The organism is Pseudomonas sp. R76, from assembly GCF_009834565.1.
In the GTDB taxonomy this organism is placed as follows: domain Bacteria; phylum Pseudomonadota; class Gammaproteobacteria; order Pseudomonadales; family Pseudomonadaceae; genus Aquipseudomonas.
Genome location: NZ_CP019428.1, coordinates 5,583,850 through 5,604,693 on the forward strand (window position 1 = coordinate 5,583,850; position 20,844 = coordinate 5,604,693).

General features: G+C 59.9%; 22 protein-coding genes. 1 reads left to right on the forward strand and 21 read right to left on the reverse strand.

What is annotated here, in order from left to right:
- Positions 1-157 precede the first annotated feature (157 nt).
- The gene (gene leuA / locus PspR76_RS25195; protein WP_016977678.1) at positions 158-1,837 is read left to right on the forward strand and encodes a 2-isopropylmalate synthase; all 1,680 of its coding nucleotides are present in this window, start codon (positions 158-160) and stop codon (positions 1,835-1,837) included.
- Positions 1,838-2,008: 171 nt separating this feature from the next.
- Here leuA and PspR76_RS25200 read toward each other — a convergent pair whose 3' ends face one another.
- The 21 genes from PspR76_RS25200 to trmJ all read right to left on the reverse strand — a co-directional run bounded on the left by PspR76_RS25200 (position 2,009) and on the right by trmJ (position 20,839).
- Entirely contained in the window at positions 2,009-2,800 is a 792-nt protein-coding gene (locus tag PspR76_RS25200) for an amidohydrolase (protein WP_159959657.1), read from the reverse strand.
- A complete protein-coding gene (locus tag PspR76_RS25205; RefSeq protein WP_159959659.1) occupies positions 2,788-3,936 on the reverse strand; it encodes a pyridoxal phosphate-dependent aminotransferase in 1,149 nt (382 codons plus the stop codon). Before PspR76_RS25205 ends, PspR76_RS25200 begins: the two co-directional genes overlap by 13 nt.
- A 134-nt stretch (positions 3,937-4,070) precedes the next feature.
- Positions 4,071-5,540, reverse strand: a complete 1,470-nt coding sequence (der, locus tag PspR76_RS25210) for a ribosome biogenesis GTPase Der (protein ID WP_005791167.1) — start codon at positions 5,538-5,540, stop codon at positions 4,071-4,073.
- A gap of 135 nt (positions 5,541-5,675) precedes the next feature.
- Entirely contained in the window at positions 5,676-6,827 is a 1,152-nt protein-coding gene (gene bamB, locus PspR76_RS25215; RefSeq protein WP_159959661.1) for an outer membrane protein assembly factor BamB, read from the reverse strand.
- Complete coding sequence (locus tag PspR76_RS25220; RefSeq protein ID WP_159959663.1) at positions 6,820-7,461, reverse strand: YfgM family protein; 642 nt, start codon at positions 7,459-7,461, stop codon at positions 6,820-6,822. The genes bamB and PspR76_RS25220 overlap by 8 nt, the downstream gene beginning before the upstream one ends.
- A gap of 41 nt (positions 7,462-7,502) precedes the next feature.
- Positions 7,503-8,792, reverse strand: a complete 1,290-nt coding sequence (gene hisS, locus PspR76_RS25225) for a histidine--tRNA ligase (protein WP_159959665.1) — start codon at positions 8,790-8,792, stop codon at positions 7,503-7,505.
- 21 nt (positions 8,793-8,813) lie between these two features.
- Positions 8,814-9,923, reverse strand: coding sequence for a flavodoxin-dependent (E)-4-hydroxy-3-methylbut-2-enyl-diphosphate synthase (gene ispG, locus PspR76_RS25230; protein ID WP_025859271.1), 1,110 nt, complete (start codon positions 9,921-9,923; stop codon positions 8,814-8,816).
- A gap of 2 nt (positions 9,924-9,925) precedes the next feature.
- Positions 9,926-10,918, reverse strand: coding sequence for a RodZ domain-containing protein (locus PspR76_RS25235; protein WP_159959667.1), 993 nt, complete (start codon positions 10,916-10,918; stop codon positions 9,926-9,928).
- Complete coding sequence (gene pilW / locus PspR76_RS25240) at positions 10,918-11,676, reverse strand: type IV pilus biogenesis/stability protein PilW (RefSeq protein WP_159959669.1); 759 nt, start codon at positions 11,674-11,676, stop codon at positions 10,918-10,920. The genes PspR76_RS25235 and pilW overlap by 1 nt, the downstream gene beginning before the upstream one ends.
- Before the next feature lie 12 nt (positions 11,677-11,688).
- On the reverse strand, positions 11,689-12,837 hold the full coding sequence (rlmN, locus tag PspR76_RS25245; protein ID WP_159959671.1) for a 23S rRNA (adenine(2503)-C(2))-methyltransferase RlmN: 1,149 nt from the start codon (positions 12,835-12,837) through the stop codon (positions 11,689-11,691).
- A gap of 29 nt (positions 12,838-12,866) precedes the next feature.
- Positions 12,867-13,292, reverse strand: coding sequence for a nucleoside-diphosphate kinase (ndk, locus tag PspR76_RS25250; protein WP_083356869.1), 426 nt, complete (start codon positions 13,290-13,292; stop codon positions 12,867-12,869).
- Between the two features lie 92 nt (positions 13,293-13,384).
- Positions 13,385-13,588, reverse strand: a complete 204-nt coding sequence (iscX, locus tag PspR76_RS25255) for a Fe-S cluster assembly protein IscX (RefSeq protein WP_017135947.1) — start codon at positions 13,586-13,588, stop codon at positions 13,385-13,387.
- 14 nt (positions 13,589-13,602) lie between these two features.
- On the reverse strand, positions 13,603-13,944 hold the full coding sequence (fdx, locus tag PspR76_RS25260; protein WP_015885743.1) for an ISC system 2Fe-2S type ferredoxin: 342 nt from the start codon (positions 13,942-13,944) through the stop codon (positions 13,603-13,605).
- A gap of 3 nt (positions 13,945-13,947) precedes the next feature.
- Complete coding sequence (hscA, locus tag PspR76_RS25265; protein ID WP_159959673.1) at positions 13,948-15,810, reverse strand: Fe-S protein assembly chaperone HscA; 1,863 nt, start codon at positions 15,808-15,810, stop codon at positions 13,948-13,950.
- A 48-nt stretch (positions 15,811-15,858) separates the two neighbouring features.
- Positions 15,859-16,380: a co-chaperone HscB gene (hscB, locus tag PspR76_RS25270; RefSeq protein ID WP_159959675.1), complete on the reverse strand. Its 522-nt coding sequence runs from the start codon at positions 16,378-16,380 to the stop codon at positions 15,859-15,861.
- Between the two features lie 8 nt (positions 16,381-16,388).
- The gene (gene iscA / locus PspR76_RS25275; protein ID WP_003175963.1) at positions 16,389-16,712 is read right to left on the reverse strand and encodes an iron-sulfur cluster assembly protein IscA; all 324 of its coding nucleotides are present in this window, start codon (positions 16,710-16,712) and stop codon (positions 16,389-16,391) included.
- A gap of 28 nt (positions 16,713-16,740) precedes the next feature.
- Positions 16,741-17,127: a Fe-S cluster assembly scaffold IscU gene (gene iscU / locus PspR76_RS25280; protein WP_003175965.1), complete on the reverse strand. Its 387-nt coding sequence runs from the start codon at positions 17,125-17,127 to the stop codon at positions 16,741-16,743.
- Between the two features lie 99 nt (positions 17,128-17,226).
- The gene (locus tag PspR76_RS25285) at positions 17,227-18,441 is read right to left on the reverse strand and encodes an IscS subfamily cysteine desulfurase (protein ID WP_017135944.1); all 1,215 of its coding nucleotides are present in this window, start codon (positions 18,439-18,441) and stop codon (positions 17,227-17,229) included.
- A gap of 50 nt (positions 18,442-18,491) precedes the next feature.
- Complete coding sequence (gene iscR, locus PspR76_RS25290) at positions 18,492-18,983, reverse strand: Fe-S cluster assembly transcriptional regulator IscR (RefSeq protein WP_003194020.1); 492 nt, start codon at positions 18,981-18,983, stop codon at positions 18,492-18,494.
- Positions 18,984-19,283: 300 nt separating this feature from the next.
- Positions 19,284-20,066 carry a serine O-acetyltransferase gene (gene cysE / locus PspR76_RS25295; protein WP_159959677.1) on the reverse strand — a complete coding sequence of 261 codons (783 nt, stop codon included), beginning with the start codon at positions 20,064-20,066 and terminating at the stop codon, positions 19,284-19,286.
- Positions 20,067-20,068: 2 nt separating this feature from the next.
- Complete coding sequence (trmJ, locus tag PspR76_RS25300; RefSeq protein ID WP_010565226.1) at positions 20,069-20,839, reverse strand: tRNA (cytosine(32)/uridine(32)-2'-O)-methyltransferase TrmJ; 771 nt, start codon at positions 20,837-20,839, stop codon at positions 20,069-20,071.
- Between the last annotated feature and the right edge of the window lie 5 nt (positions 20,840-20,844).

Consider the following 20,844-nt stretch of genomic DNA (forward strand, 5'->3'; position numbering starts at 1 on the left):
CTCACACCCTCATTCAGCTCCGCCAGCACCGCAGCCTGTGCCTTGTCAGCGCACGACTGCCAGGCTGAATCGATCTGCCTCGTCTTCCTGCTTTATCCCTAAAAACAGTTCTACGGCAGGCCGCCTTTTCTCGGCCCCTACAACAAAGGATTTCCCGATGAGCATGCTCAAAGACCCGTCTTCGAAGTACCGCGCGTTCCCGACTATCGATATCCCGGACCGCACCTGGCCGTCGAAAACCATCACCGAGGCGCCGATCTGGTGCAGCTCCGACCTGCGTGATGGCAACCAGTCGCTGATCGAGCCGATGGACGCGGTGAAAAAGCTGCGCTTCTGGAAGACTCTGGTTGCGGTCGGCGTGAAGGAAATCGAAGCCTCGTTCCCGGCGGCTTCGCAAACCGACTTCGACTTCGTGCGCACCCTGATCGAAGACAACCACATCCCCGAGGACACCACCATCCAGGTGCTGACCCAGGGCCGTGAAGACTTGATCGCACGCACCTTTGAATCCCTGCGCGGCGCCAAAAAGGCCATCGTGCACTTGTACAACGCGACCTCGCCGTCGTTCCGCCGCATCGTGTTCAACCAGGACAAGGACGGCATCAAGGCCATCGCGGTCAACGCCGCCAAGCTGTTCGTCAAATACGCCGCCCAGCAGCCGGAAACCCAGTGGACCTTCGAATACTCCCCAGAAACCTTCAGCGCCACCGAGCTGGAGTTCGCCAAGGAAGTCTGTGACGCGGTGATCGAGGTGTGGAACCCGACGCCTGAGCACAAGATGATCCTCAACCTGCCAGCCACCGTGGAATGCGCCACGCCGAACATTTATGCCGACCAGATCGAATGGTTCGGCCGCCATATCAACCGTCGTGACAGCGTGATCATCAGCCTGCACACCCACAACGACCGTGGCACCGGCGTGGCCGCCACCGAGCTGGGCCTGATGGCCGGCGCCGACCGTGTCGAAGGCTGCCTGTTCGGCAACGGTGAGCGCACCGGTAACGTCGACCTGGTCACCGTGGCACTGAACATGTACACCCAGGGCCTCGACCCACAGCTGGACTTCTCCGACATCGACGGCGTGCGCAAGGTCGTCGAGGAGTGCAACCAGATTCAAGTGCACCCACGTCACCCGTACGTCGGCGACCTGGTGCACACCGCGTTCTCCGGTTCCCACCAGGACGCGATCCGCAAGGGCTTCTCCCAGCAGAAAGACGATGCGCTGTGGGAAGTGCCGTACTTGCCGATCGACCCGGCCGACATTGGCCGCAGCTACGAGGCGGTGATTCGGGTGAACAGCCAGTCGGGCAAAGGCGGCATCGCCTACCTGCTGGAGCAGGAATACGACATCAGCCTGCCGCGCCGCATGCAGATCGAGTTCAGCCAAGTGGTACAGGCCGAAACCGACCGCGTGGGCCTGGAAATGACTGCGCCGCAGATCTACGCCTTGCTGCAGCGTGAATACCTGCAAGCCAACACGCCGTACGCGCTGGTCAGCCACCGCCTGCAGGAAGAGAACGGCAACAGCTTTGTCGAGGTGGAAGTCTCGGGCAAAGGCCAGGGCGAAACCAACCTGCACTGGAAAGGCAAAGGCAACGGCGCCCTGGAAGCGCTGGTAGCCGGCCTGCCAATTGGCGTGGAGATCATGGACTACAACGAGCATGCCATCGGTGCCGGCACCAACGCCAAGGCAGCGGCCTACATCGAGCTGCGCGTGAATGGCGAGCGTCCGGTGCATGGCGTGGGCATTGATGAAAACATCACCACGGCCAGCTTCAAGGCGTTGTTCAGTGCGCTGAACCGCTCGTTGAGCCAGCAGGAAGCGAAGGCGGCGTAAACACTTACCGCTGAAATGCAAAAGGCCCCTGGGTGAGAATCCAGGGGCCTTTTTGTTGGGCTTTAAAAATGCGGGGCCTGGAAGGGCCTCATCGCGGGCAAGCCCGCTCCCACATTTTGATTTGTGAACACAGTCAAATGTGGGAGCTGGCTTGCCTGCGATAGCGGTCTGTCAGACAAACTCAAACCTGTCGGCATCCAGGTTCGCCGGGAACTTGCTGCGATACGCCGCCAGCTCCGCCGCCTCCAGGCACACCTGAAACACCCCGTCCGCCTCCCCGGCACTGAGCAAAGTCTCACCCTGGAAATCCAGCACCTGGCTGTCTCCCGTGTAGGCAAAGCCCTTGCCATCCGTACCCACTCGATTCACCGCCGCCACGTAACACAGGTTCTCGATGGCCCGCGCCGGCAATAGGCGGTTCCAGTGCTGACGCCGCGCACCCGGCCAGTTGGCGGTGTACAGCAGCAAATCCGTGTCCTGAGCATCTCGACTCCACACCGGAAAGCGCAGGTCGTAGCAAATCAACGGCCGAATACGCCAACCCTTCAATTCGAACTGCACCTGGCGCTCACCCGGTGTGTAGTGGTCGTGCTCACCCGCCATCCGGAACAGGTGGCGTTTGTCGTAATGCAACACTTCGCCGTCCGGCCGCGCCCACAGCAGGCGGTTGCGATGGCTGCCGTCGGCGGCCTGGATGATCACACTGCCGGTGATCACGGCGTTGTATTTCGCCGCCTGGGCCTGCAGCCACTCATGGGTGGGGCCATGTTCCCGCTCGGCGAGCAGGGCCGATTCCATCGAGAAGCCGGTGGTGAACATCTCCGGCAATACAATCAGATCGGCGCCCTTGGCCTGCTCCAGCAGCAGTTCGAAATGCTCCAGGTTGGCTTGACGGTCATGCCACGCCAGGCTGGTCTGAACCAGGGCAATGTTCAGGTCGGGCAGCGCACTCAAATCACGCATAGTTTCTCCGCCGCTTGTTGCAGCGTCTCCTCGCGTTTGGCAAAGCACAGGCGCACCAGGCGCTGGCCTTGAGGTGGGTGCTGGTAGAACACCGAGACCGGTATCGTTGCCACGCCGTGTTCGCGGGTCATCCACAGTGACATAGCGACGTCATCCAGGTCCGGGCGAATCTGTGAGTAATCCACCAGTTGGAAGTAAGTACCGGTCACCCGCGTAAAGCTGAAACGCGACGGCGCCAGCAGGTCGCAGAACAGGTCGCGTTTGGCCTGGTAAAAGGCCGGCAGTTCTTCGACGTGCTCCGGGTGTTCAGCCATGAAGTCCGCCAAAGCGTACTGCAAAGGGGTCACACCGCAGAAGTTGACATATTGATGCACCTTGCGCAGTTCAGCGGTGAGCGCCGGTGGTGCGACCACGTAGCCGGTTTTCCAGCCGGTGACGTGGTAGGTCTTGCCGAAGGAGCTGACCACGAACGCACGCTGATACAGCTCTTCGTGGGCCAACACGCTGACATGGGGCACGCCGTCGAACACCAGGTGTTCATAGACCTCGTCGCTGACCAGGTAGATATCACGGTCGCGGATCAGTTCGGCCAATTGGTCCAGTTCGGCCCGACTGATCAGTGCGCCGGTGGGGTTATGCGGCGTGTTGAGGATGATCATGCGCGTGCGCGGTGAGAGCGCGGCCTTGAGCCTTTCGAAGTCCAGCGCAAAGCCTTGCAGACTCAGTTGCACGTGCACGCAGCGGCCACCAGCAAGGTCGACCGAGGGCTCATAGCTGTCGTAGCTGGGGTCGAAGACGATGACTTCATCACCGTTGCGAATCACGGCCTGAATCGCGCAGAAAATCGCCTCGGTGGCGCCAGGGGTAATGGTCACCTCGCTGTCGGCATTCACCGTGGCGCCATAACTGCGGGCGATCTTGGCCGCCACTTGTTGGCGCAGCACGGGCAGGCCGGTCATCGGCGCGTATTGGTTATGGCCGAGGGCGATATGTTTGCCTACCGCATCCAGCAACGCCTGCGGGCCATTGAAATCGGGAAAGCCCTGGGACAGGTTGAGTGCGCCGGTCTCGGCAGCGAGTTGCGACATGGTGGTGAAAATGGTCGTGCCGACATTCGGCAGCTTGCTGGTGATCATCGGAGGCCCCTGCAGGTGAGCCCCAAGTTTTAAGCTGCCGGCCGCGCGGGGTCAAGGCACAAACCGTCGCGCACAAAAAAGGGCTCCAAAGGAGCCCTCTCTTACAGCGTGCAGCTTACAACCTGAAGCGGCGTTTATTTCTTGTCGCGGCGCTTCTTGTCGGCCTTCTTGTGGTGAGTCATCAAACGACGCTTCTTATTCACCTGACGGTCAGTCAAGGTGTTCTTGTTGCCTTCGTACGGGTTCTCGCCACCTTTGAACTCGATACGGATCGGCGTACCAACCAGTTTCAAGACACGGCGGTAGGTGTTTTCCAGGTAACGCACGTAGGACTTCGGCACCTTCTCGATCTGATTACCGTGGATCACGATAATCGGCGGGTTGGCACCACCCAAGTGGGCGTAACGCAGTTTGATCCGGCGGTTGTTGACCATCGGCGGCGCGTGCTCGCCAACAGCGTCTTCGAGGATCTGGGTCAGACGGTTGGTCGGCCAGCGGGTGACCGCAGACTTGAACGAGTTCTGTACGGACGCGTAGAGGTTGCCCACGCCAGTGCCGTGCAGTGCCGAGATAAAGTGGATATCGGCGAACTCAACGAAGAACAGACGACGCTGCAGCTCGATCTTGACGAAATCGCGCTCGCTCGGCGTCATGCCGTCCCACTTGTTGATCGCGATCACCAGGGCGCGACCGGCTTCCAGGGCAAAGCCCAGCAAGTTGAGGTCGTGGTCCACCACGCCTTCGCGGGCGTCCATCACGAAGATCACCACGTTGGCGTCTTTGATCGCTTGCAGGGTTTTGACCACCGAGAACTTTTCAACTTCCTCGTGGATCTTGCCGCGCTTGCGCACACCGGCGGTGTCGATCAGCGTGTACTTCTCGTCGTTACGCTCGAACGGGATGTAGATGCTGTCGCGGGTGGTGCCGGGTTGGTCATACACGATGACCCGGTCTTCACCGAGCATACGGTTGACCAGGGTCGACTTGCCCACGTTCGGGCGACCGATGATGGCGATCTTGATACCGTCTTTTTCGCTCGGGCCAGGAATGCGCTTGGCTTCCTCACCTTCGGCAACGATCTCCTCTTCGCCCTCTTCTTCCTCGACGTCATCCTTGGGGAAGTCGCGCAGGGCGATTTCCAGCATCTGGGTGATGCCGCGACCGTGAGCACCGGCAACCGGGATCGCATCGCCCAGGCCCATCGGGCTGAATTCGGCACGGGCTGCCTCAGGATCGATGTTATCGATCTTGTTGGCGACCAGGTAGGAACGCTTGTTGCGCTTGCGCAGGTGCTCGCCAATCATCTGGTCGGCAGCGGTGTAGCCCGCGCGGGCATCCACCAGGAACAACACGACATCGGCTTCTTCGATAGCGAGCAGCGACTGCTCGGCCATCTTTTCGTCCATGCCATGCTCGTCACCGGAGATACCACCGGTGTCGACAATAATGTAGGAGCGCCCTTGCCACTTTGCCTCACCGTATTGGCGATCACGGGTCAGACCGGACAAGTCGCCGACGATAGCGTCGCGAGTCCTAGTCAGGCGGTTGAACAAGGTGGACTTGCCGACGTTAGGTCGGCCCACCAGGGCGATTACGGGAACCATGCGGCTCTCCACTTCGTTATTTCAGAAAATACAAAAGCCGCTGCAAGGCAGCGGCTGGTGCTCGGGGCAGCATATTCAAATGCCGCATGCCCCGCCGGAGCGGGGCCGCCTGGGTTTTACCCCAAGCATAGTTCTTTACTTGATGGTCAGGGCTTCCAGCTTGCCGCTGTTGCCATACACGTAAAGCATGTTACCCACAACCAGCGGACGGGCACGCAGGCCGTCACTGTCGATACGTTCGCGGCCGACAAAACGACCGTCCACCTGGCTCAGCAGATGCAGGTAACCTTCGAAGTCACCTACCGCTACATAGCTGGAGAACACTTCCGGTGCCGACAGCTGACGGCGGGCCAGGGAGTCGTTGCTCCACAGTGCAGTGGTGGAACGCTCGTCGACACTTTCAACGGTGCCGGACGCCAGGCTTACGTAGACGCTGCCAAACCCTTGGGCGACACCGGCATAGCTGGAAGCATCACGCTGCCAGTTGATGCGGCCGCTTTGCAGGTCCAGCGCCGCAACGCGGCCCTGGTAGGTAGCGACGTAGATAGTTTCGCCCGACAGCAGCAAGCCGCCGTCGATGTCCACAACGCGATCCAGTTCGGAACGACCTTGAGGGATGGCCACACGGGTTTCCCAGGCCGGCACGCCGTTCTGGGTATCCAGGGCGACCACTTTACCGGTCGACAGGCCTGCAACGGCCAGGTTATTGGTCACAATCGGACCACTGGTGCCGCGCAAGGTCAGCACCGCCGGGGTGCTGTCGTACAACCAGCGCTGGTTGCCGGTAGCGGCGTCCAGACCGATCACACGGTCATCCTGGGTCTGCACCACAACGATGTCGCCGTTGGTGGCAGGCGCCGAGAGCACTTCACTGGTCACGCGAGAGCGCCATTTCTCTTCACCCGTTGCCGAGTCCAGAGCAACTACGTCGCCTTTGAGCGTACCGACCAGCACCATGCCGTAGCCGACACCCACGCCACCGGAAACCGGCAGCTCGAGGTCTTTCTTCCACTTCACGTCGCCATTCATGCGATCCATGGCAATGATCACGCCGGTGGAGTCAGTGGCCACGATGTTGTCGCCGTCGATCGCCGGCTGCAACAGGTTGTACAGGTCGCCCTGGCCATCACCCACGGAGCGGCTCCACTGCTTTTGCAGGACCACTTCTTCCTTGAAGCTGGTCAGCTCGGCAGGAGGCAGTTCTTTTTTACTGTTGCTGCTGCAACCCGCGGCCAGAACGGCCAGAGCCAGCAATGCTGCATGTTTCCAACGGATCACGTCACGCATCCCCTTTGGCCAAGTCGTCCAGCTTGATTTGTAAGCCACCGACCGCCGCTTCATCAGACAGCGCCGCCTTGGCTTTTTGGTACGCAGCATGGGCTTCGTCGGTACGACCCAATTGGACCAGCAGGTCGCCCTTGAGCTCTTCACGAGTGGCCACAAATGCCTTGTCAGCATCGCCGTCGAGCAGTTTGAGTGCTTCGTCAGCCTTGTTCTGTGCCGCCAACACCTGCGCCAGGCGCTGACGTGCGATTTCACCCAGGGTCGGGTTGGTCGGTTTGTCGGCGATGGCCTTCAGTTCGGTCGCGGCGTCATCCAGCTTGCCGGTGTCGACCGCGACTTTCGCGACGAACAGGCTGCCGTATTGGGCGTAGGTGCTACCGCCGAATTCGCTTTTCAGCTTGCCGGCCAGGTCCGCCACTTGGGCAGGATCAGGCTTGCCGTCCGGCGTCAGCGTGGTTTCCAGCAATTGCTGATAGAGGATCGAGGCGCCTTGGGACTGGTTGGCCTGATACTTGTGCCAGGCTTGCCAGCCGAACACCACCACTAAAGCCAGCAGACCGCCGGTAACCAGGGGCTTGCCGTTACGCTGCCACCAGTCCTTGAACTCGGCCAGCTGCTCATCATCAGTACTCGACACCCCAATACTCCTTAATCGCTAAATTCGGCTGTTCGACAGCTTCAACCCTGCACGACGCAGGTGGCCAAGTGCGCGGCGAGCGCATCAAAGGCAATGTTCTGTTGCTCGCCCTGGCCACGCAGGGGTTTGAAACCTATCACTTGCTGGGCCAGTTCGTCATCGCCGAGGATCAGCGCATACAGCGCACCGCTCTTGTCGGCCTTCTTGAACTGGCTCTTGAAGCTGCCGGCGCCGGCATTGATCTGCAGGCGCAGGTTCGGCAGTTGGTCGCGGACTTTTTCACTCAAGGCCAAGGCAGCCAGTTCGGCGGCCTCGCCAAAGGCGCAAAGATACACGTCCACCTGACGGGAGATTTCTTCCGGAACTTGCTCAAGGGTCTCCAGCAGCAGAATCAGCCGCTCGATGCCCATGGCAAAACCCACGCCCGTGGTCGGCTTGCCGCCCATTTGCTCGACCAGGCCGTCGTAACGGCCACCGGCACACACGGTGCCCTGGGCGCCGAGCTTGTCGGTGACCCACTCGAACACGGTCTTGCTGTAGTAATCGAGACCACGGACCAGCTTCGGGTTGATCACGTACGGAATGCCGGCCGCATCCAGTCGAGCCTTGAGGCCTTCGAAGTGGATGCGCGATTCGTCGTCCAGGTAGTCGGCCATTTTCGGCGCGTCGACCAGTACGGCCTGGGTGTCGGCGTTCTTGGTATCAAGCACGCGCAACGGGTTGGTCTTCAGACGGCGCTGGCTGTCTTCATCCAGCTTGTCCAGGTGGGCCGACAGGTATTCGACCAAGGCTTCTCGGTAGCGGCCCCGGGATTCGCTGGTGCCCAGGCTGTTGAGCTCAAGTTTGACCGCGTCGCGGATGCCCAGCAGGCCCCACAGGCGCCAGGTCAACACGATCAGCTCGGCGTCGATGTCCGGACCGTCGAGGTTGAACACTTCCAGGCCGATCTGGTGGAACTGGCGATAACGACCTTTCTGCGGGCGCTCGTGGCGGAACATCGGGCCGATGTACCACAGCTTCTGCGGCTGGCCACCACCGGTGAGGCCATGCTCGAGGACAGCGCGCACGCACGCGGCAGTGCCTTCCGGACGCAGGGTCAGGGAGTCGCCGTTGCGGTCTTCGAAGGTGTACATCTCTTTTTCGACGATGTCGGTCACTTCACCGATGGAGCGCTTGAACAGCTCGGTGAACTCGACGATCGGCATGCGGATCTGTTTGTAACCGTAGTTATCCAACAGGCGCGCGACCGTGCTCTCGAAGTAGCGCCACAGTGGCGTCTGCTCCGGCAGGATGTCGTTCATGCCACGAATGGCTTGCAGAGACTTGCTCACATCTAATCCTTAAATTCGTTCTTAGCCGCGCGCGATCAGCGCTGCGTCAGCCGCGACCTTCTCGGCCGCTTTCTCGCGGATCAGTCTTTCGAGCTCATCCACCAGATTGTCATTCGTCAACTTCTGCGACGGCTTGCCGTCGATGTAAATCAGGTTCGGTGTACCGCCGGTCAAGCCGATGTGCGCCTCTTTGGCTTCACCCGGGCCGTTGACCACGCAACCGATCACCGCAACATCCAGCGGCACCAGCAAGTCTTCGAGGCGCCCTTCCAGTTCGTTCATGGTTTTCACCACGTCGAAGTTCTGCCGCGAGCAGCTCGGGCAGGCAATGAAGTTGATGCCACGGGAACGCAAATGCAGGGATTTGAGAATGTCGTAACCGACCTTCACTTCCTCTACCGGGTCTGCCGCCAGAGAGATGCGGATAGTATCGCCAATCCCTTCGGCGAGCAGCATACCGAGACCCACCGCAGATTTCACTGTGCCTGAGCGCAAACCGCCCGCTTCAGTGATACCCAAGTGCAGCGGCTGTACGATTTCCTTGGCCAGCAGGCGGTAGGCTTCTACCGCCATGAACACGTCGGAAGCCTTTACGCTGACCTTGAAGTCCTGGAAATTCAGGCGTTCAAGGTGTTCAACGTGGCGCAGCGCCGATTCAACCAGCGCGGCCGGGGTCGGTTCGCCGTATTTCTTTTGCAGGTCTTTTTCCAGGGAACCGGCGTTAACGCCGATGCGGATTGGAATGCCGCGATCACGGGCCGCATCCACCACCGCGCGCACACGGTCTTCGCGACCGATGTTGCCCGGGTTGATGCGCAGGCAATCGACGCCCAGTTCGGCCACGCGCAAGGCGATCTTGTAGTCGAAGTGGATATCTGCAACCAGCGGCACCTTGACCAGTTGCTTGATGCGGCCAAAGGCTTCGGCAGCGTCCATGTCCGGCACGGAAACCCGCACGATGTCCACGCCGGCCGCTTCCAGACGGTTGATCTGGGCGACGGTGGCGGCCACATCATTGGTGTCGCTGTTGGTCATGCTTTGCACTGCGATGGGGGCATCGCCACCCACCGGCACCGAGCCGACCCAGATCTTGCGCGATACGCGACGTTTGATTGGAGATTCGCCGTGCATGACTATTGTCCCAACTTGAGGCGAGCGGTCTCGCCACTGGTGAACGGCGCTACGTCCACAGGCTGGCCGTTGTAGACCACTTGCGCGCCACGGGCAAAGCCCAGACGCAGCGTCAAAGGAGGCTTGCCGCCTTGGTCAAGCGTATCTCCCTTACGCTTCAAACCACTGAACAGCACTTTGCCGTTGCCATCGGTGACTTGCGTCCAGCAGTCAGCGATGAAAGTAATCTGGATATGCCCGTCACCGGCGATCAACGCAGGCGTGGTCGGTGGCGAAACCGCTGGCGCTGCCGGAGCGACTGGCGCGGCGGTCGCAGGAGCCTGTGCCGCAGTTGCAGGCGTATGGGCCTGGGCAGCTGGGGCGGCCGGAGTAGCCGGCGCCGGCACGGCGGCGGTAGCAGCGGGTGCAGTGGCGGCTTCGGGCGCTGGCTGCTCGGCAGTGGTCGGCGTCTCAGGCGCGGCCTGACCTTCGACAACGGCCTGGTCTTCCGGCTCATCCAGCGGATGGATCTGGGTGGTGCCGTCGGCGCTTTCGACTTCGACGTGCTCCATGGCGTTGCTGGTCAGATCCTTGCTGCGCTGGGAGGCCTGGTCTTGCCACCAGACAAAACCACCGCCGATCACGGCGATCAGCAACAACAGGCTGACAATTCGCAAAATCGTGTGGGAAACCCGCACCGGCTCTTCGATGCGACCCAGGCCATGCACATTGCTGCCCTGGGAGTCGGTGCCGGTGAATTGGTCGAATTCCTGTACCAGTACGGTCTGGTCAATGCCCAGCAACTTGGCATAGGCGCGGATATAGCCGCGGGCGAAGGTATGCCCAGGCAGCTTGTCGAACGCGCCGGCTTCCAGGTTGCCCAGCGATGTCGTGGTCAAATTGAGCTTGAGGGCCACTTCTGCCAGCGACCAGCCATTGCTTTCGCGGGCCTGACGCAAGGTCTCGCCTGGGTTTACGCGATTAGCTGCTACAACTTCCGGGTGCGCCGCTTTCATCATTGCTCCGACAGGTATTGCTGATATTCCGGCGTACCGGGATAGAGTCGTTCGAGTTGCTGGCCAAATCGTGCGGCCGTGTCGCGTTCTTCATGAACCGTCGCCAGGCGCACACCGAGCAATAGACTACGTGCATTTTGCCCGCTGAGCAGGCTAAAACGCTCGTAATAGTCACGTGCCGGCACATAATGCCTGTCTTCGTAAGACAACTCAGCCATTTCGAGCAACGCGCGTGGCTGACGACTGTTCAAATGCAGGGCTTTTTCCAGCTGTTGGCGCGCGCTGTCGCGCTGGCCGAGGCGCATCGAGGTGACCCCAAGGTTCTCGAACACCCGCGACCGCTCCGGGTAGAGGGCATCGGCGGAGGCTTGCAGGAAATAACGGGAAGCCTGGTCATAACGTTTCTGCTCGAACAGGAAGCTGCCGTAATTGTTCAGCAGCCGAGGGTCGGCAGGACGCGCGGCCAAGGCCTTGTGGAAATACTCATCGGCCAACGCAGGCTCGGCCTGCGCCTGGAACACCAGGGCCAGCGCCGCATTCGCGTCGGCATCGTCGCCGTCCAGCTCAAGGGCCTTTTTCAACGGCACCTTGGCCTGCTCGCTCATCCCTTGGCGCAGGTAACCCAATCCCAGTTGCACATAGGCAACTCGCGCCTCATCACGGCCTTTATCAGTGTGCAAAGGGCTGTCGTGGCCCGATGAAACACAACCGGCCACGAGGCCGGTAAACAGTAAAAGCAGCGCAAGGCGCAAGGGCATAGAGGTCCTCTCTCAGATTCGATTCACAGCAATTTGCGGCAAATCTTCGGCGGCGTTAAGTTCGCGCACGGCGATATAACGTTCGCTGCGGCGGGTGCGGTCCATCACCTGCCCTACCAATTGGCCACACGCGGCGTCGATGTCCTCACCACGGGTGGTGCGTACGGTGACGTTGTAGCCCGCCTGGTGGAGTTGATCCTGGAAACGGCGAATGGCGTTGTTGCTCGGCCGCTCGTAGCCAGAATGTGGAAACGGGTTAAACGGAATCAGGTTGATCTTGCACGGGGTGTTCTTGAGCAGCTCGATCATCTCGACGGCGTGCTCGACCTTGTCGTTGATGTCCTTGAGCATGGTGTACTCAATGGTCAACACACGCTTCTCGCCCAAGGTCGCCATGTAACGCTGGCAAGATTCGAGCAGCATCTTAATCGGATACTTCTTGTTGATCGGCACCAATTGGTTACGCAATGCGTCATTTGGTGCGTGCAGCGACAACGCCAGGGAGACGTCGATGTGCTTGGCCAGCTCATCGATCATCGGCACCACGCCGGAGGTCGACAGGGTCACACGGCGCTTGGAGATGCCGTAGCCCAGGTCGTCCATCATCAGGTGCATGGCCGCAACCACGTTGTCGAAGTTCAGCAGCGGCTCACCCATGCCCATCATCACCACGTTGGTGATGGCACGGTCGACGGTTGCCGGGACGCTGCCAAAGGATTTGTTGGCAATCCACACCTGGCCGATGACTTCGGCGGCAGTGAGGTTGCTATTGAAGCCTTGCTTGCCGGTGGAGCAGAAACTGCAGTCCAGGGCACAGCCTGCCTGGGACGAAACGCACAAAGTGCCGCGTTTGCCCTGGGGAATGTATACGGTCTCGACGCAGCTGCCGGACGCCACGCGCACCACCCACTTACGGGTGCCGTCGCTGGAGATGTCCTCGCTGACCACTTCGGGGCCACGGACCTCAGCAATGGCCTTGAGCTTGTCGCGCAGGGCCTTGCTGACGTTCGTCATGGCGTCGAAATCGTCGACGCCAAAGTGGTGAATCCACTTCATTACCTGACCGGCACGGAAACGCTTCTCCCCGATTGAGTCGAAGAATTTCTCCATTTCCGGCTGAGTCAGACCCAGCAGGTTGGTTTTTACAGTCGATGTAGTCATGGATTCACCCTCACTCTTTAAGCCGATGCTTAGCGAGCGGTTACTTCAGTAGCAGCGAAAAAGTACGAGATTTCGCGAGCAGCAGCGGCTTCGGAGTCCGAACCGTGAACAGCGTTGGCGTCGATGGATTCAGCGAAGTCAGCGCGAATGGTGCCGGCAGCCGCTTCTTTAGGGTTGGTAGCGCCCATCAGCTCGCGGTTCAGAGCGATAGCGTTTTCGCCTTCCAGAACCTGAACAACAACAGGGCCGGAGATCATGAAGGAGACCAGGTCGCCGAAGAAGCCACGAGCGCTGTGCTCAGCGTAGAAGCCTTCAGCTTCAGCTTTGGACAGTTGCTTGAGTTTCGAAGCTACAACCTTCAGGCCGGCTTTTTCGAAACGAGTGGTGATCTCGCCGATGACGTTTTTTGCAACAGCGTCAGGCTTGATGATGGAGAAAGTACGTTGAACAGCCATGGTGTAACTCCAGAAACGGTAATTTACGAAAAATTAAACCCGCGAATTATACGCGGGTTATTGGGTATTGCCTAACTGCGTAAAAAGGCGGCTCAGTCGTCTGCTTCTTCGATCCACAGACCCTGAATCGCTTCCAGAACCTTTTCGCCACCCCGGTCCGGGATATCGTCGAATTCCGGCAGCGCCATTACGAGGTCGCGCAGCTTAACGAAGTTCACAGTAAGAGGATTGACCTCAGGATGAGCTTCAGCAAGTTGTATAGCGATTTCTTGTACATCAACCCATTTCAGGCTCATGACATTTCCTTGAATCAATGCGGCGCTTCGGCCGCATGGTTGAGGGAATATTTCGGAATTTCGACGGTGATGTCTTCAGTCCCAACCTTGGCCTGACAGCTTAGGCGAGAAGTCGCTTCCAGGCCCCAGGCGCGGTCCAGAAAGTCCTCTTCCAGCTCATCGGCTTCTTCCAGAGAGTTGAAACCCTCGCGAATCACGCAATGGCAGGTGGTGCAGGCGCAGACACCGCCGCAGGCACTTTCGATCTCGATGTGGTTGTCATGGGCAACTTCGAGGATGGACTTGCCGGTCTCAGCCTCCACGACCATACCGTCCGGGCAATGCTCGGCGTGTGGCAGAAAAATGACCTGCGGCATTAATTATTCCTCGATTTCATTCAGATTGCGCCCGGCCAGGGCGGCTTTTACCGACTGGTCCATGCGACGGGCGGCAAAAGCATCGGTCACTTGCGACAGACGCTTGGTCTGTTGCTCGATGGCGTAGCCATCGGTGCCTTTCGTCAGTTCGGCCAGTTCCTGCATCTGCAGATCAATGACCATGCGCTCTTCGGCGTCCAACAGGCGCTCGCCGTCAGCATCCAGGGCACCCTGCACGGCTTCAAGCAGGCGCTGGGCGTCGACTTGCTGCTCGCGCAATACGCGGGCGACTTTGTCGTCACCGGCATATTGGAACGAATCCTTGAGCATCTTGGCGATTTCGCCGTCGGTCAGGCCGTAGGACGGCTTGACCTGAATGCTGGCTTCAACGCCCGAGGCCAGTTCACGCGCAGCCACGCTGAGCAGGCCATCGGCGTCTACCTGATAGGTCACGCGAATCTTCGCCGCACCGGCAACCATCGCCGGAATACCGCGCAATTCGAAGCGTGCCAGAGAGCGGCAGTCGCTGATCAGCTCGCGCTCACCTTGCAGCACATGAATCATCATGGCCGTCTGGCCATCTTTATAGGTGGTGAAGTCCTGGGCGCGCGCAACGGGGATGGTGGTGTTGCGGGGAATCACCTTCTCCATCAGGCCGCCCATGGTTTCCAGCCCCAGGGACAGCGGGATCACGTCGAGCAGCAGCAATTCGCCGCCGTCGCGCTTGTTGCCGGCCAAGGTGTCGGCCTGGATCGCGGCGCCGATGGCGACCACTTGATCCGGGTCGATTTCGGTCAGCGGCTGGCGACCAAAGGCTTCACCAACGGCTTCGCGAACCCGTGGGACGCGCGTCGAACCGCCGACCATGACCACGGCGGCTACGTCTTCCAGCTCTACGCCGGAATCGCGCACGGCACGGCGGCAGGCTTTCAGGCTGCGGGCAACCATTGGCTCGATCAGCGCATCGAAGGCTTCGCGGGTCAGTTGAGCCGACCAGGAACCGTAGGAAAAATCGACAGAATTGGCATCAGTCAGCGCTTCTTTGGCCGCACAGGCGGTTTGCAGCAGGTTGCGCTGCTCGCCCGGGTCCAAATCAGCAGACAAACCGGCGCTGGTGATAATCCAGCCGGCAATCGCATGATCGAAGTCATCACCGCCCAAGGCGGTATCGCCACCGGTGGCCAGCACTTCGAACACACCGCCGGTCAGGCGCAGGATCGAAATATCGAAGGTGCCGCCGCCCAGGTCATAAATAGCAACCAGGCCTTCAGCGTGTTGATCCAGCCCGTAAGCCACTGCGGCCGCCGTCGGTTCGTTGAGCAGGCGCAGCACGTTCAGACCGGCGAGCTTCGCCGCGTCTTTGGTGGCCTGGCGCTGTGCGTCGTCGAAATACGCAGGAACAGTAATCACCGCGCCGACCAGTTCGCCGCCCAAGGTCTTTTCCGCACGCTGACGCAGCACCTTGAGGATATCGGCCGACACTTCCACCGGGCTTTTAGGGCCCTGGACGGTGTCGATGAACGGCATATGGGATTCGCCGCCGACGAAGCGGTACGGCAACTGGTCGCCCAATTGCTTGACGTCGGACAGACCACGACCCATCAAGCGCTTGACCGACAGCACCGTATTCAAAGGATCGGTAGACGCCGCCAGCTTGGCCGACTCGCCGACTTCGGTGCGATCAGCGTGATAGCGCACGGCGGACGGCAGGATAACCTGGCCATCGGCGTCGGGCAGCGGCTCGGACAGGCCGCTGCGCAAGGCAGCAACCAGGGAATTGGTGGTGCCCAGGTCAATCCCGACCGCCAGGCGACGCTGGTGCGGTTGAGGGCTTTGGCCGGGTTCGGCGATCTGCAGTAGAGCCATGGTAATCAGGTCTTATCTGTCTATCAGGCGTGCACGGGCAGCACTGGGTTAATCGTCGAGGCGCTCTTCTAGCTGGCGCACTTCGTAGGTGAGCTTGTCGAGGAACTGCATGCGCCGCATCAGGCGCTCGGCCTGTTCACGTTGCGCTGCATCATCCCAACAGGCTGCGAAGCTTTCGTTGAGCTCATCCTGGGCCACTTTCAGACGGCGCTTGAAGACTGCGACACCGGCCACATCGGCCTCGTCCTGCAAATCTTCGAGTTCTTCGCGCCACTGCATCTGCTGCATCAGGAAGTCCGGGTCGTGCACCGTGACTTCAATCGGCAACTCGCCACCGTTCATCGCGAGCAGGTAGCGCGCGCGTTTAGGCGGGTTTTTCAGCGTCTGATAGGCTTCGTTGAGGCTGGCTGATCGCTCCAGCGCCAAGCGTTGCTCACGCTCGGAAGCGTCAGCAAAGCGGTCCGGATGCACCCCACGCGCCAACTCTCGGTAGCGCGTGGCAAGCTGCTCGAGGTCCAGCCGAAAGCTCGGCTGCAGCTCGAATAAAGCGAAATGACAAGGAGTACCCACGAATAGCCTCAGATGTTGAAGCTTTCGCCGCAGCCACACTCACCGCGCACGTTGGGGTTGTTGAACTTGAAGCCTTCGTTCAACCCTTCCTTGACGAAATCGAGCTCGGTGCCGTCCAGGTAGGTCAGGCTTTTAGGGTCGATTATCACTTTCTCGCCGTGACTTTCGAACACCTGGTCTTCCGCAACCACCTCGTCGACAAACTCCAGCACGTAGGCAAGGCCGGAACAGCCCGTGGTGCGAACACCCAGACGAATCCCCTCACCTTTACCGCGCCCATTCAGGGAGCGGCGAATGTGCTGCGCAGCCGCTTCTGTCATGCTGATAGCCATCGTTGACTCCTTACTCGTCGCCAAATGCTTAGATCAAGCCTTTCTTCTGCTTGTAGTCGCGAACAGCCGCCTTGATGGCGTCCTCTGCGAGTACCGAGCAGTGGATTTTCACTGGCGGCAGGGCCAGTTCTTCAGCCAACTGGGTGTTGCTGATGGTGACAGCCTCATCCAGGGTCTTGCCTTTCATCCACTCGGTGGCGAGGGAGCTGGAGGCAATGGCGGAACCGCAGCCGTAAGTCTTGAACTTGGCGTCTTCGATAACGCCAGCGTCGTTGACCTTGATCTGCAGGCGCATAACGTCGCCGCACGCCGGAGCGCCGACCATGCCAGTGCCGACATCAGGGTCTTCCGCGTTCATCTTGCCGACGTTGCGCGGGTTTTCGTAGTGGTCGATGACCTTTTCGCTGTAAGCCATGGTACTGAATCCTCACTCATCAGGGCCGCTCTGGAACCCTGTAAAAACGCCTGCGTTTTCCGCCACGTTATTACAGAGCTTGGGTGGCGGCTTCTATATTTAGTGTGCCGCCCACTCGATCTTGGAAATATCGACACCGTCTTTGTACATGTCCCACAGCGGCGACAGAACGCGCAGCTTGTTGACGGCTTCGCAGACTTTCTGCGCGGCGTAGTCGACTTGCTCTTCGGTGGTGAAGCGGCCGAACGTAAAGCGGATCGAGCTGTGTGCCAGTTCGTCGTTGCGGCCCAGGGCGCGCAGCACGTACGAAGGCTCAAGCGAGGCCGAGGTGCAGGCCGAACCGGACGAAACCGCCAGGTCCTTGAGTGCCATGATCAGCGACTCGCCTTCGACATAGTTGAAGCTCAAATTCAGGTTGTGCGGTACACGGGCGGTCATGCTGCCGTTGATGTACAGCTCTTCAAGGTTCTCGACCTGCTTGTAGAAGCGATCGCTGAGGGCCTTGATGCGGATGTTTTCGGCAGCCATGTCTTCCTTGGCTACACGGAAGGCTTCGCCCATGCCGACGATCTGGTGGGTCGCCAGGGTGCCGGAACGCATGCCACGCTCATGACCGCCGCCGTGCATGGTGGCTTCGATACGTACGCGCGGCTTGCGGCTGACGTAGAGGGCACCAATGCCTTTAGGGCCATAGGTCTTGTGGGCAGAGAACGACATCAGGTCGACTTTCAGCTTCGACAGGTCGATGTCGACCTTGCCGGTGGACTGAGCAGCGTCAACATGCAGCAGGATGCCCTTGGAACGGGTCAACTCGCCGATGGCCGCTATGTCGTTGATGGTGCCGATTTCGTTGTTCACGTGAATCACGGAAACCAGGATGGTGTCTTCACGCAGCGCGGCTTCGATCATGGCCGGGGTGACGATACCGTCGGTGGTTGGCTCGAGGTAGGTGACCTCGAAACCTTCACGCTCCAGTTGGCGCATGGTGTCGAGGACAGCCTTGTGCTCAATCTTGGTGGTGATCAGGTGTTTGCCTTTGGTCGCGTAGAAATGCGCCGCGCCCTTGATTGCCAGGTTGTCGGACTCGGTAGCACCAGAGGTCCAGACGATTTCACGCGGGTCTGCGCCCACCAGGTCAGCGACTTGGCGACGAGCGTTCTCGACCGCTTCCTCGGCTTTCCAGCCGAACACGTGGGAACGAGAGGCTGGGTTGCCGAAGTTTCCGTCAACCAGCAGGCACTCGCTCATCTTTTGCGCGACACGCGGATCAACCGGGGTGGTCGCTGAGTAATCAAGGTAAATCGGCAATTTCATGGACTTTCTCCTAAATCAGGCTGGCTGGCGTGCCGTTAGCTCTGCGGCTGTCACTCGACGGCGGACGCTTCAATCTTGTCCAGACGCGGCGCCTTGGTATTGCAACGGCGCTGGTCCTGACGCTGGGCTACTTCTTGCACCTCACGGCGAGTCACAAGATCAGCCAAGCTGATACCACTCAAAAACTCATGGATCTGCAGGCTCAAGTCACACCACAAGTGGTGTGTCAGGCAGGTGTCGCCGGCATGGCAATCACCCAAACCCTGGCATTTGGTGGCATCGACGGATTCGTTCACCGCGTCGATCACCTGGGCTACCTGGATACCCTGCATGTCGCGGGACAGTTGGTAGCCGCCACCCGGCCCACGGACGCTGGAAACCAGGTTGCTGCGGCGCAACTTGGCGAACAGCTGTTCGAGGTAGGACAGGGAAATGCCTTGGCGCTCGGAGATATCGGCCAGGGACACCGGCCCAGTTTGCGCGTGCAAGGCCAGATCCAGCATGGCAGTTACCGCGTATCGGCCTTTTGTAGTCAGTCTCATGGACAAGTACCAAGGTGTTTCAGAATGGGAGCAAGTATGCGATTCCCGAGTATTTAAGTCAACTATAAGACCTAGTACTTTAGTCAGGATTACCCGTAAAAAGGGCGCGCGAATCATAGCAGGGTGGGGTGGGATCGAACAGCAGGAACAAGGCCACGACTCAATCTCAAGACCAATGGAGATCAAAGGTGGGAGCTGGCTTGCCTGCGATTGCGGCGGGCCAGCCACTCAAAGGGTAGCTGGCAGACCGCAATCGCAGGCAAGCCAGCTCCCACAGGAGTTTTTTATCGATCTTGAGAACTAGCCAGCCTTGGTGGCGGTTTCGTTCTTGATCTCGGCGAAGTCTTCTTCGCGCAGCTCAGGCAGATCTTTCGCACAGTAGCTGCTGCCCAGCTCTTTCAGCGCACCACACATGCCATCCAGCTTGCCGTCGACCGCTTGCAAGTGGTCAAGCAACTGCCCAATGGCGCGCGCCACGGGGTCGGGCATGTCTTCGCTGACGCCGTAGGCATCGAAGCCGATCTTTTCAGCCATGGCCTTGCGCTTGGCTTCCTGCTCGTCGCCTGCTTCCGGCTTCACGATGATGCGCCCCGGAATACCAACAACCGTGGCGCCAGGCGGCACTGCCTTGGTGACCACGGCATTCGAGCCGACTTTGGCACCGGCGCCGACGGTAAATGGACCGAGCACCTTGGCGCCCGCCCCCACCACCACGCCGTCACCCAGGGTTGGATGGCGCTTGCCTTTGTTCCAACTGGTGCCGCCCAGGGTCACGCCCTGATACAGCGTCACATCGTCACCAATCTCAGCGGTCTCGCCGATCACGATGCCCATGCCATGGTCGATAAAGAAGCGACGCCCCACCTTGGCCCCCGGATGAATCTCGATCCCGGTCAGCCAGCGGCCGAAGTTCGACACCAGCCGTGCCAGCCATTTCCAGCCCATGCCCCACAACGCGCCGGACAGACGATGGATCCAGATCGCGTGCATGCCGGGGTAGCAGGTCAGCACTTCAAAGGCGTTGCGCGCCGCCGGGTCACGGTGGAAAACACTCTGGATATCTTCTCGCAAACGCTCGAACATTTTTAATCCTTCCGCTTAAGAAGCTCGCCACGGGCCGCTTTTTGGGTTTCCGTGAGGATGCCACGCAATATATTCATTTCCGCTCGACTCACCGAGCTGCGCCCGTACAGGCGACGCAGGCGCGCCATCAAGTGCCGTGGTTTTTCCGGATCGAGGAATTCAATGGCCACCAGGGTTTGCTCCAGGTGTTCATAGAATCGCTCGAGCTCGTCCATGGTGGCCAACTCGCCACTTTTGGTCGAGGCAACTTCATCCTTTTCAACCTTGCTCGGCTGACCTTCAGCGGCCAGCCAGGCCATGCGCACTTCATAACTCAACACCTGCACCGCCGCCCCCAGGTTCAGCGAGCTGAACTCAGGGTCTGATGGAATGTGCACGTGGTAATGACATCGCTGCAGCTCTTCATTGGTCAGGCCGGAGTCTTCACGGCCAAATACCAAGGCAATTTCAGCACCGCCGGCGGCCTCTTCCACCACCTTGGTGCCGCACTCGCGCGGATCCAGCAGTGGCCATGGGATGCGACGGTCACGGGCGCTGGTGCCGAGCACCAGATTGCAACCGACCAAGGCGTCTTCCAGAGTGGCGACGACCTGGGCTTTTTCCAGGATGTCATTGGCGCCGGATGCACGGGCATCGGCCTCGTGGTGCGGGAACAAGCGCGGTTCGACCAGCACCAGGCGCGTCAGCCCCATGTTTTTCATGGCTCGCGCCACCCCGCCGATGTTGCCGGGATGACTGGTATTGACCAAGACGACACGAATGTTTTGCAGCAAGGGAG